Source organism: Streptomyces sp. Je 1-369 (assembly GCF_026810505.1).
GTDB lineage: Bacteria > Actinomycetota > Actinomycetes > Streptomycetales > Streptomycetaceae > Streptomyces.
Genome location: NZ_CP101750.1, coordinates 5,004,062 through 5,015,000 on the forward strand (window position 1 = coordinate 5,004,062; position 10,939 = coordinate 5,015,000).

Annotated in this window: 10 protein-coding genes; 7 read left to right on the forward strand and 3 right to left on the reverse strand. The window is 71.4% G+C overall.

The window, feature by feature from the left end; all coding sequences use genetic code 11:
- The first annotated feature begins 12 nt into the window (after positions 1-12).
- Both ilvD and NOO62_RS22800 read left to right on the forward strand, forming a co-directional pair.
- Positions 13-1,866, forward strand: coding sequence for a dihydroxy-acid dehydratase (gene ilvD, locus NOO62_RS22795; RefSeq protein ID WP_268772747.1), 1,854 nt, complete (start codon positions 13-15; stop codon positions 1,864-1,866).
- A gap of 129 nt (positions 1,867-1,995) precedes the next feature.
- A complete protein-coding gene (locus NOO62_RS22800) occupies positions 1,996-2,313 on the forward strand; it encodes an SH3 domain-containing protein (protein ID WP_414931005.1) in 318 nt (105 codons plus the stop codon).
- A 39-nt stretch (positions 2,314-2,352) separates the two neighbouring features.
- Here the strand turns inward: NOO62_RS22800 and NOO62_RS22805 are convergent, their stop codons facing one another.
- Complete coding sequence (locus NOO62_RS22805) at positions 2,353-4,605, reverse strand: serine/threonine-protein kinase (RefSeq protein WP_268772749.1); 2,253 nt, start codon at positions 4,603-4,605, stop codon at positions 2,353-2,355.
- A 146-nt stretch (positions 4,606-4,751) separates the two neighbouring features.
- On the opposite strand from NOO62_RS22805, the gene NOO62_RS22810 reads away from it, so the two are divergent.
- From NOO62_RS22810 to proC, 4 genes are all read left to right on the forward strand, one after another.
- Entirely contained in the window at positions 4,752-5,276 is a 525-nt protein-coding gene (locus tag NOO62_RS22810) for an EamA/RhaT family transporter (RefSeq protein WP_268772750.1), read from the forward strand.
- 66 nt (positions 5,277-5,342) lie between these two features.
- Positions 5,343-6,203: an ABC transporter ATP-binding protein gene (locus NOO62_RS22815; RefSeq protein ID WP_268772751.1), complete on the forward strand. Its 861-nt coding sequence runs from the start codon at positions 5,343-5,345 to the stop codon at positions 6,201-6,203.
- Positions 6,200-6,937, forward strand: coding sequence for an ABC transporter permease (locus NOO62_RS22820; RefSeq protein ID WP_268772752.1), 738 nt, complete (start codon positions 6,200-6,202; stop codon positions 6,935-6,937). The genes NOO62_RS22815 and NOO62_RS22820 overlap by 4 nt, the downstream gene beginning before the upstream one ends.
- A 126-nt stretch (positions 6,938-7,063) precedes the next feature.
- Entirely contained in the window at positions 7,064-7,888 is an 825-nt protein-coding gene (gene proC, locus NOO62_RS22825) for a pyrroline-5-carboxylate reductase (protein WP_150170691.1), read from the forward strand.
- 26 nt (positions 7,889-7,914) lie between these two features.
- On the opposite strand, the gene NOO62_RS22830 is transcribed toward proC, so the two are convergent.
- A complete protein-coding gene (locus tag NOO62_RS22830) occupies positions 7,915-8,502 on the reverse strand; it encodes a cysteine hydrolase family protein (RefSeq protein WP_268772753.1) in 588 nt (195 codons plus the stop codon).
- Between the two features lie 74 nt (positions 8,503-8,576).
- On the opposite strand from NOO62_RS22830, the gene NOO62_RS22835 reads away from it, so the two are divergent.
- Positions 8,577-9,593, forward strand: a complete 1,017-nt coding sequence (locus tag NOO62_RS22835) for a GlxA family transcriptional regulator (protein ID WP_268772754.1) — start codon at positions 8,577-8,579, stop codon at positions 9,591-9,593.
- Here NOO62_RS22835 and trpS read toward each other — a convergent pair.
- Entirely contained in the window at positions 9,548-10,558 is a 1,011-nt protein-coding gene (gene trpS / locus NOO62_RS22840; RefSeq protein ID WP_268772755.1) for a tryptophan--tRNA ligase, read from the reverse strand. The two genes, NOO62_RS22835 and trpS, sit on opposite strands and share 46 nt — an antisense overlap.
- Positions 10,559-10,939: the final 381 nt, after the last annotated feature.

Here is a 10,939-nt window from a genome sequence, read left to right on the forward strand (position 1 = left end):
GAGCGAGCGACCATGCCCGAGCTCAGGTCCCGCACAGTCACCCACGGCCGCAACATGGCGGGCGCCCGCGCCCTTATGCGCGCCTCCGGTGTACCCGGGGCCGACATCGGGCGGAAGCCGATCATCGCCGTGGCCAACTCCTTCACGGAGTTCGTCCCCGGCCACACGCACCTGCAGCCGGTCGGCCGCATCGTCTCCGACGCGATCCGCGAGGCCGGCGGCATCCCGCGCGAGTTCAACACGATCGCCGTGGACGACGGCATCGCGATGGGCCACGGCGGCATGCTGTACTCGCTGCCGTCCCGCGACCTGATCGCGGACTCCGTGGAGTACATGGTCGAGGCCCACTGCGCCGACGCCCTGATCTGCATCTCCAACTGCGACAAGATCACCCCCGGCATGCTGATGGCCGCCCTGCGCCTCAACATCCCGACGGTCTTCGTCTCCGGCGGCCCGATGGAGGCCGGCAAGGCCACACTGGTCGACGGCACGGTCCGCAAGCTCGACCTGGTCAACGCGATCAGTGACGCAGTCGACGAGAGCATCTCGGACGAGGACATCCTCCGTATCGAGGAGAACGCCTGCCCGACCTGCGGCTCCTGTTCCGGCATGTTCACCGCCAACTCGATGAACTGCCTGACCGAGGCCATCGGCCTCTCCCTGCCTGGCAACGGCTCGGTCCTCGCCACGCACACCGCCCGCAAGGCGCTGTATGAGAAGGCCGGGCACACGGTCGTCGACATCACCAAGCGCTACTACGACGGCGACGACGCCTCCGTCCTGCCGCGCAACATCGCCACCCACGCGGCCTTCGAGAACGCCATGGCCCTCGACATCGCCATGGGCGGCTCGACGAACACGATCCTGCACCTGCTCGCCGCGGCCCGCGAGGCCGAGGTGGACTACGACCTGGGCGACATCGACGCCGTCTCGCGCCGCGTCCCCTGCCTCGCCAAGGTCGCCCCGAACGCGGCGCCCACCACCACGTACTACATGGAGGACGTGCACCGCGCGGGCGGCATCCCCGCGCTCCTGGGCGAGCTCTACCGCGGCGGCCTCCTCAACGAAGACGTGCACACCGTCCACTCGCCCTCCATCAAGGAGTGGCTGGACACCTGGGACATCCGGTCCGGCTCCGCCTCCGACGAGGCGAACGAGCTGTGGCACGCGGCGCCCGGCTGCAAGCGTTCCGCCGAGGCCTTCTCGCAGTCCGAGCGCTGGGCCACCCTCGACACGGACGCCGCGGGCGGCTGCATCCGCGATGTCGCGCACGCCTACTCCAAGGACGGCGGTCTCGGCGTCCTCAAGGGCAACATCGCCGTGGACGGCTGCGTCGTGAAGACCGCGGGCGTCGACGAGTCGATCTGGACGTTCGAGGGCCCCGCGGTCGTCTGCGACTCGCAGGAAGAGGCCGTCGAGAAGATCCTCAACAAGGTCGTGAAGGACGGCGACGTGGTCGTCATCCGCTACGAAGGCCCCAAGGGCGGCCCCGGCATGCAGGAGATGCTCTACCCGACCTCCTTCCTGAAGGGCCGCGGTCTCGGCAAGACCTGCGCCCTGGTCACCGACGGCCGTTTCTCCGGCGGTACGTCGGGTCTGTCCATCGGCCACGCCTCCCCCGAGGCGGCGGCCGGCGGCACGATCGCGCTCGTCGAGGACGGCGACCGCATCCGCATCGACATCCCCGGCCGCTCGATCGAACTCCTCGTCCCTGAGGAGGAGCTGACCGCCCGCCGCGCGGCGCTCGGCGGCGTGTACGCGCCCAAGGCACGCGAGCGCAAGGTCTCGGCTGCTCTGCGCGCGTACGCGGCGATGGCGACCAGCGCCGACAAGGGCGCGGTCCGGGACGTGTCGAAGCTCGGCTGAGCGAAGGCCCTTCGCGGGGCGACACACGGAAACCGTTCGGGACGCGGGCGCGTCCTTGGTGTGAGATACGCACCGAGGGCGCGCCCGCGTCCTCGTGTACGGGGGGAGAGCACTGTGAGCGAGAACGTCATGGCGCCGGAAGAGACCGTCGAGGCAATCGCGGCCATCGAGGCCATCGAGCCGGAAGAGACCGTCGAGGCGCCGGCCGCGCGGAGCTACCCGATCGCCGCGGACGTCAACGTCCGTTCAGGACCGGGCACGTCGTACCGCAAGGTCGGCCGTCTCAGCGCGGGCTCACGCGTCACCATCGCCTGCCAGAAGCCGGGGGAGACGGTGACGGGCCCGACCGGCACGTCGAAGATCTGGGACCGCATCGGCAGCGGCCGCTACGTCTCGGACACGTACGTCCGCACGGGCAGCAGCGGGTACGTGGCACCGCGCTGCTGATCCCTGATCCCGGGTGCGGGTCCGGCCGGACGTCAGCGTTCAGCCGGACTTCGGCGGCTTCGTCGCGTCGAAGGCGAACACCGTGTTCTTGGCGGCCGCCACGACCACCACGCCGCCCTTGACGCTCACGCGCGGGCTGGCGCCCACCTCGCCCGCGAGACCGTCGGCCCGCGGGTTCGTGGCCCAGCGCTGCTCGCCCTTGCGGGACGTGAGCGCGGCGACGCGCCCGCTGGCCGAGCTGAAGTACAGCATCCCGTCGCCGTCCCCGGACACCGGTCCGGACAGCCCCTCCACACCCGTCTGCCGGGACCACTTCTTCCTGCCGGTCGCCGGGTCGAGCGCCGTGACGAGCCCGGTCTGCCCGGTCACGAAGACGGTGCCGTCCGCCATCCCGGGCGTCCCGTCGTACGTCTTCGGCAGCCGCGTGTACGTGGCCTCGTGGGAGTCCCGGGCGACCCGCGTCACCCCGTCGTAGCCCACCAGCGCGGGCCCTTCACGCCGCTCGTGCAGGAGTACGAGGCTGTCGCCCGCGGTGCCGACCGGCACGGCGGGCCCCCGGACGGCGACGGGCTCGCCGAGGCTCCCCGACGCGAGGTCGACGACGCGCAGGTCGGGGTGGCGCACCTCGCTCGCGGCCAGTTCGGCGCGCGGCGCGCACATCGCGTACAGGCGCGTGCCCGCCGTGACCGGGGCGCACTGCTTGCCCGCGGGGAACGGCTGCTTCCAGGCGACCTTCCCGCTGTGCGCCCGCCGCGCCTCGAAGCGGCTGTTGGACGCGTCGATCGTCACGACGGTCGAGTTGACGACCACGGCGTCCTGCGTACGGTTCGTGACGGCCGTCGACTGGGCGCCGGACGGCACGGACCACAGCTCCTTGCCCTTGTCCGCGTCGATGGCGACCACTTCGGTGGCGGGGTTGACCGGGTCGTCCTCGGCGGCGAGGCGGTAGCCGAGCACCGTGTCGTCGGTGACGCCCACCATGTGCATGCCCTGTGTGGGCACGCCGGGGCTCTTCTCCGTCCAGACGCGGGACCCGTCGGACAGCCTGAGCCGCGCGGCGACGACACCGCCGCCCCCGCAGAACAACGCGTCCCCGCGTGCCTCGCAGCGCAGCTCGTCCGGGATGTCGGCGCGGCCGCCCGGCACGGTCTTGCGCCACGGCTCGAACCCGCCGGGGAGCCGCGCCCCGGCGGCCGCGATGTCCCGCCCCCGGTCTCCGGCGTCGGCGCCGGACCCGCCCGAGTCGCCCGCCCGCATCATCGCGACCCCGCCACCGATCGCGGCCACGGCCACGGCGGCGGCGAGCGCGGGACGCCAACGGCGGCGCAGCCGGCGCCCGAGGAGGGTCCCGGTCTCGGTGGAGCGCGGGGAAGCCGTAGCTGCGGGAGCGGGCGCCGGAGTGTCGTCGTCCGCCGCGAGGTGGTGCTGCGTGTCGGTCTCATGGGTGCAGCGCGGGCCCGCGGCAGGCCCCGTCGTACCGCCGAGATCGGACGGCAGGTCCCGCAGCCGTACGAGAAGTTCGTCCGCGGAGGGCCGGTCGTCAGGGTCCTTCGCGAGACACGGCTCGACCACGCGCCGCAGCGCGCCCGGCACGGCACCCAACGAGGGCGGCTCGTGCACGACTTGATACGCCGTCATGTAGGGGCTGTCCGCGTCGAAGGGCCCCTGCCCGGTCGCCGCGTACACCAGCAGCGTGGCCAGCGAGAAGACGTCGGAGCGGGGCCCGACGCCGCGCGGCGTCTGCAACTGCTCGGGCGACATGAACGGCGGCGTGCCGATCACCCGGCCCGTCATCGTCAGCGTCTGCTGGTCCGCGGCGCGCGAGATGCCGAAGTCGATGACCCGGGGGCCCTCGGGGGAGAGGACCACGTTGGACGGCTTGAGGTCCCGGTGCACGACACCGGCGCGGTGGATGTCGCGCAGCGCCTCGGTGAGCCCGATGGCCAGCCTGCGCAGGTCGGCACCGCCGATCGGGCCGTGCTCGGCGATGCGCTGGGCGAGGGTGGGGCCCTCGATGAACGTGGTCGCCATCCACGGGTGCGCGGCCTCGGGGTCGGCGTCGATCACGGCGGCGGTGAACGCGCCACTGACCCGGCGGGCCGCGGCGACCTCCTGCCGGAACCGGATCCGGAACTCGTCGTCGTCCGCGAACTGCTGGTGGATCAGCTTGATGGCGACGGGACGGCCGGACGCCGAGCGCCCCAGGAAGACCGTGCCCATGCCGCCCGAACCGAGACGCGACTCGAGCGGGTATCCGCCGATCTCCTCCGGGTCTCCTCCACGGAGCGACATGCTCACCGACCTCCCCCGCGTTCACCGATGCAACGTTTCGCTGCCCAAACTAGCGGCCGGGGCGTGCGCTCTGGCAAGGCGGGGGACGAATAGGGCGCGCCTGTACGCGCGCCGGGTCCCGCAGGGCGACAGGCGATAATCAAAGGGTGACTGAAGACCCCGCTCCCCAGACACCGCCCCCAGGTAGTACGGCCACAACCTCCGGCACGGCACCCGGCCCGCAACCGGAGCCGCTCCGCTTCTTCGGGACGACCTGGGTGGCCCACGACGGCGGTTACGGCGCCCGGCGGGTCGGCGTGGCCATCGGCTCGCTCGTGGCCGCGGCCATCGGCTGCTTCGTGCTGCGCTTCGCCTACGAGGGACTGGCCATCGCGGCCGTCGGCACGTTCGTGAACCTCCTGGTCGTCGTGATGTTCGCGATCTGCAGCGCCCTCGCCTTCCGCCGCACGTGGGAGGGGTTCTCGCGCCGTCACGACGCGGCATCCCAGTCCTCGACGCGCGGCCTGATGACCATCGGCTTCGTCGGCACCCTCCTCGCGTACTTCTTCCGGTCCTTCTCGGAGGCCCCGGGCGAGAAACTGCACCGCGAGGAGTACGACGAGGCCCGCGACCAGTACGAGAAGCGCACGGCCCGCCGCACGGGCAACCCCCGCAACCGCCGCAAGCGCTGACCCGCGCCTCGGCCACCCGACCGGATCGGGTTGACGACCCCTGCCGCCGGGAGGATTATTCATCACATGGTGAATAAGGGGAGTCCGGCGCCCGGCCCGGACACGACGGGGCCCCAACCAGCCCCGGCGAAAGCCACCGCCGTCCTGGCCCGCGACCTCACCGTCGTCCGAGGCTCCCGCACCGTCCTGCGCGGCCTCGACTTCACCGTCCCGCGAGGCCGAATCACCGGACTCCTCGGCCCCTCCGGCTGCGGCAAGTCCACGCTCATGCGGGCGATCGTCGGCACCCAGGCCAATGTCACCGGCACCCTGCAAGTCCTCGACCACCCCGCGGGCGCCCCCGCCCTCCGCTCCCGCGTCGGCTACGTCACCCAGAGCCCGTCCGTCTACGACGACCTCACCGTCCGCCAGAACCTCGACTACTTCGCGGCCATCCTCGACCCCGGCCCGGGCACCGCCGCCGACCGCCGCCGCGACCAGGTAACCCGCGTACTGGACGACGTCGCCCTCACCTCGCACGCCGGCTCCCTCGCAGGACACCTCTCCGGAGGCCAGCGCAGCCGCGTCTCACTCGGCGTCGCGCTCCTCGGCGCCCCCGAACTCCTCGCGCTCGACGAACCGACGGTCGGCCTCGATCCCGTACTCCGCCGCGACCTGTGGCAGCTCTTCCACACCATCGCCGCCGACCGCGCGGCCACCATCCTCGTCTCGTCCCACGTCATGGACGAGGCCGAACGCTGCCACCGCCTCCTCCTCATGCGGGACGGCGAACTCCTGGCCGACGACACCCCCGACGCCCTGCGCGCCCGCACCCACTCCGACACCGTCGAAGAGGCCTTCCTCCACCTCGTGGACGAAGCGGACGCACACCACGCGGCCACGGCCGGAACCACGGCCACAGCCAGGGCCCCCAGGAGCACCCCATGAACGCCTACCGCACCTTCGCCACCGCCGCGCGAGTCCTGCGCCAGCTCCGCCACGACCCGCGCTCCATCGCGCTGATGATCCTGGTCCCCTGCGTGATGCTGCTCCTCCTGCGCTACGTCTTCGACGGCAGCCCGCAGACCTTCGACTCCATCGGCGCCTCACTCCTCGGCATCTTCCCGCTCATCACGATGTTCCTGGTCACCTCCATCGCCACCCTCCGCGAACGCACCTCAGGCACCCTCGAACGGCTCCTCGCCATGCCCCTCGGCAAAGGCGACCTCATCGCCGGGTACGCCCTCGCCTTCGGCGCCCTCGCCGTCATCCAGTCCGTCCTCGCCACGGGACTCGCCCTCTGGGCCCTCGGCCTCGAAGTCACCGGCTCCGCGTGGCTGCTCCTCCTGATCGCCCTGCTCGACGCCCTCCTCGGCACCGCCCTTGGCCTCTTCGTCTCGGCCTTCGCCTCCTCCGAATTCCAGGCCGTCCAGTTCATGCCGGCCGTGATCTTCCCCCAGCTCCTGCTCTGCGGCCTGTTCGCCGCACGCGACACCATGCAGCCGATCCTGGAGTGGATCTCCAACGTCCTCCCCATGTCGTACGCCGTCGACGGCATGAACCAGGTCGTCCACAACCCCGACGTCACCGGCCACTTCATCCGCGACGTCGTGATCGTCGCCGGCAGCGCCCTCCCGGTCCTCGCCCTCGGCGCGGCCACCCTCCGCCGCCGCACGACGTAACTCCCCCGACCCCGCCCCCGACCCCCACCCTCGCCCCCACATCCCGCCCACCGGACACCCCCACTGCCCCCGGTGCACCGATGCGAGGATGGCCCCCGGACGAAGCAACCCCGGAGGCCCCCGTTCATGAGCAGCAACACGAGCCAGAAAGTCGCAGTCCTCGGCACCGGAAAGATCGGTGAAGCCCTGCTCAGCGGCATGATCCGCGGCGGCTGGGCACCCGCCGACCTCCTGGTCACCACCCGCCGCCAGGAACGCGCCGACGAACTCCGCACCCGCTACGGCGTCACCCCCGTGACCAACGCCGAAGCCGCCAAGCAGGCCGACACCCTGATCCTCGCCTGCAAGCCGCAGGACATGGCCAAGCTGCTCGACGAACTCGCCCCCCACGTCACCCCCGACCGCCTCGTCATCAGCGCCGCCGCCGGTATCACCACCGCCTTCATCGAAGAGCGCCTGACCGAGTCGACCCCGGTCGTCCGCGTCATGCCGAACACTCCCGTCCTCGTCGACGAGGGCATGTCCGTCATCTCGGCCGGCAGCCACGCCTCCTCCGCCGCCCTGGCGCACGCGGAGGCCATCTTCGGCGCCGTCGGCAAGACCCTCCGCGTTCCCGAGACCCAGCAGGACGCCTGCACCGCGCTCTCCGGCTCCGGCCCCGCCTACTTCTACTTCCTGGTCGAGGCCATGACCGACGCCGGCATCCTCCTCGGCCTGCCCCGCGACAAGGCACACGACCTCATCGTCCAGGCGGCGATCGGCGCGTCCGTGATGCTCCGCGACAGCGGCGAGCACCCCGTGAAGCTCCGCGAGAACGTCACGTCCCCCGCGGGCACCACGATCAACGCCATCCGCGAACTCGAGAACCACGGAGTACGCGCCGCCCTCATCGCCGCCCTGGAAGCGGCCCGCGACCGCAGCCGCGAACTGGCCTCCGGCAACAACACCTGACCGCCCCGGTCGGCCGCCCTACCGCCCTACCGCGCGGCCGCACCCCGCACCGTCTCCGTGGTCACCACCTGCGCGAAGCCCCCGCCGTGCAGGGAAACAGCCGTGGCCCGCGCCAGCTCCTCCGCCGCACACCGCCAGCCGAAGGGCCCCACCAGATCGAAGGTGTACGTCGCGTCCAGCGCGAACACCACCTCGTACCCCAGGTTCCCGCCCATCCGCGCCGTCGTCTCCGCGCACATGTTGGTCTGGATCCCGGCCACCACGACCTGCGTGATCCCCGCGGCCTTGAACCAGGCGTCCAGATCCGGCGTGCCGTAGAAGGCCGAGTTCACGGTCTTGGACACCAGCAACTCGTCCCCGGCGCCCTTCCCCCGCCGCTCCTCGACGTACTCCTTGAAGCCGTTGCCCACGTACCCCGGCCGCAACGGCGACTCCGGCTTCGGCGAGTCATGCCGTACGAAGACGACCGGCCGCCCCGTCGCCTGCCATACGTCGATCAACGACGCGATGTTGTCGTCGGCCCCCGGGTTGTTCCGAGCCCCCCAGAACTCCTCCTCCTCGAACCCCTTCTGTACGTCCACCACGACCAGTGCTGCGTTCGCTGCGATCTCCATGCCCCCGATGCTGCCGCCCCGCACCCCACCGCCCCAGCAGCAGAAAAGACAGCGATCGATGGTTTACTGCCAAGGTGCCGAGTCACCCCGCCCCACCGCGTGCACCAGCCCCCCAGCGCATCGCCCTCCTCACCTTCCCCGGCGTCCGCGCGTTCGACGTCTCCGTCATCACGGAGGTCTGGGGCACCGACCGGACCGACCGAGGCGTGCCCGCCTTCGACCTGCGCCGTGTCGCGGCCGACCCCGCACCCGTACCGATCCGAGGCGGCCTGACCCTCACCCCCGACCGCACCCTCGACTGGCTGACCGGCCTCACCGGCACGGACCTGGTCGTCGTCCCCGGCCTGGACGACCACCTCACGCCCGCCCCGCGGCCCCTCCTGGAAGCCCTGCGCGAGGCGCACACCCGAGGGATCACCGTCGCCGCACTCTGCGGCGGCGCCTTCACCCTCGCCCAGGCAGGACTGCTCGACGGCCGCCGAGCGATCACCCACTGGAACCTCGTCGACCTGCTCCGCGCCCACCACCCCCGCGTCACCGTGGAACCCGACGCCCTCTTCATCGAGGACGACAACATCTGGACCGCGGCGGGCACGGCCGCCGGCATCGACCTGTGCCTGCACCTCGTCCGCACCACCCACGGCTCCGAAGCCGCCGCGACCATCGCCCGGTCGATGGTCACCGCCCCTTTCCGGTCCGGCACCCAGGCCCAGTTCATCGAGCACCCGACCCCGCGCGCCGACCGCGACGCCGATGCCCTCGCCTCCGTCCGCGAGTACGCCCTCCGGCACCTCCACGAACCGCTCGCCGTCACCGACCTCGCCGCCCGCGCGGGCATGTCGGCGCGCTCCTTCGCCCGCCACTTCACGGCGGCCACCGGCACGACCCCGCTCCGCTGGCTCCTGGACCAGCGCGTCGTGGCCGCGCAGAGACTCCTCGAACGCACCGACCTCCCCATGCCCGAGGTGGCCCGCCGCGCGGGCTTCGGCAGCGAGGTCACGATGCGCCAGCACTTCGCGTCGCGCCTCGCCACCAGCCCTCGCGCCTACCGCGCCTCGTTCACCGGCGGCAGCAGCCCGATCGCCCGATAGGCCCCGTCCACCGTCGGCTTGGCCATGCCCCGAGCCCGCTCGGCCCCCCGTCGCAGCACCCCCTCCAGATACCCGGGGTCCGCCACCAGCTCCTTGTGCCGCAGCTGTACGGGCCTGAGCAGTTCCACCACGGCCTCCGCGGTGTCCTTCTTCAACGCGCCGTACGACTCATACGCACCGCTCAAGGCTTCCGGATTGCCGCCCTGACAAGACGCGAGGATCTCCAGCAGGTTCGAGATCCCCGGCTTTGACTCGGGGTCGAAGACGATCTCGCTGCCGCTGTCCGTGACGGCCCGCATGATCTTCTTGCTGACGACGTCCGGCTCGTCGAGCAGATAGACGATCCCGGCACCGGCCTCGTGGGACTTGCCCATCTTCGACGTCGGGTCCTGGAGGTCCATGACGCGCGCGGCCACCTTGGGCGGCGTGGCCCGCGGTACGACGAAGGTCTGCCCGTACCGCTGGTTGAACCGCACCGCGAGATCCCGCGTCAGCTCGACGTGCTGGGTCTGGTCCTCACCGACCGGCACCTCGTCCGCGCCGTACGCCAGGATGTCCGCGGCCATCAGCACGGGATAGGTGAGGAGCGACAGCCGCACGCTCCCGCCCCGCGCCCGTTCCCGTACGGACTTCTCCTTGTACTGGATCATCCGCCGCATCTCGCCGTCCGTCGCGACGCACTCCAGCAGATACGACAGCCGGGCGTGCTCGTCCACATGACTCTGGACGAAGACGGTCGCCCGCTCGGGATCGATGCCCGACGCGAGCAGCAGCGTCGCCGCCTGCCTGCTGAGCCTGCGCACCCGCCCGGGATCGTGGTCCACGGTCAGGGCGTGCAGGTCGACGATGCTGAAGAGGGAGTCGGCCCGGAACTGGTCGACCTCGGCCCACTGCCGGACGGCTCCCAGGTAGTTCCCCAGGGTCAGATGCCCGGTCGGCTTGACCCCGCTGAAGATCCTCGTCATTTCTCCGCCTCCTGGTCAGGACCGCCGACCCGGCGACCGGGCTCCGGATCCTCCAGGGGGAGAACGAGAAACGGCCGCCGAGGCGGCGGCCGTCGAGTACATGCGTATGTACGGCCGCCCTCAGGCGGCCCACCACAGTTGGGCGTACGCACGTGTAGTCACGTCACCCAGAGTAGACCTGGCGGAGGCCCGCCGTCACGGGTTGACACTCCGGGAGGGGCTACGTAGTGTTCTCCGAGTTGCCCGACGTGAGCGTCGACCACATGGTCGGTCCCCGGGCAGCCATTCCGCAAGAACCATTACAACGATCGACGTCGTGCGCCCTCCTGGGTCTCGCCTTCGGCTCGTTTTCATGCGTATTTGCGAAATGAGGAATCGGCG

Excerpts from the sequence above, each read along its gene's own strand:
- proC (WP_150170691.1), top strand. The coding sequence starts at position 7,064 with ATGAGCAGCAACACGAGCCAGAAAGTCGCAGTCCTCGGCACCGGAAAG.
- ilvD (WP_268772747.1), top strand. The coding sequence starts at position 13 with ATGCCCGAGCTCAGGTCCCGCACAGTCACCCACGGCCGCAACATGGCG.
- trpS (WP_268772755.1), bottom strand. The coding sequence starts at position 10,558 with ATGACGAGGATCTTCAGCGGGGTCAAGCCGACCGGGCATCTGACCCTG.
- NOO62_RS22820 (WP_268772752.1), top strand. The coding sequence starts at position 6,200 with ATGAACGCCTACCGCACCTTCGCCACCGCCGCGCGAGTCCTGCGCCAG.
- NOO62_RS22815 (WP_268772751.1), top strand. The coding sequence starts at position 5,343 with ATGGTGAATAAGGGGAGTCCGGCGCCCGGCCCGGACACGACGGGGCCC.
- NOO62_RS22805 (WP_268772749.1), bottom strand. The coding sequence starts at position 4,605 with ATGTCGCTCCGTGGAGGAGACCCGGAGGAGATCGGCGGATACCCGCTC.
- NOO62_RS22830 (WP_268772753.1), bottom strand. The coding sequence starts at position 8,502 with ATGGAGATCGCAGCGAACGCAGCACTGGTCGTGGTGGACGTACAGAAG.
- NOO62_RS22800 (WP_414931005.1), top strand. The coding sequence starts at position 1,996 with ATGGCGCCGGAAGAGACCGTCGAGGCAATCGCGGCCATCGAGGCCATC.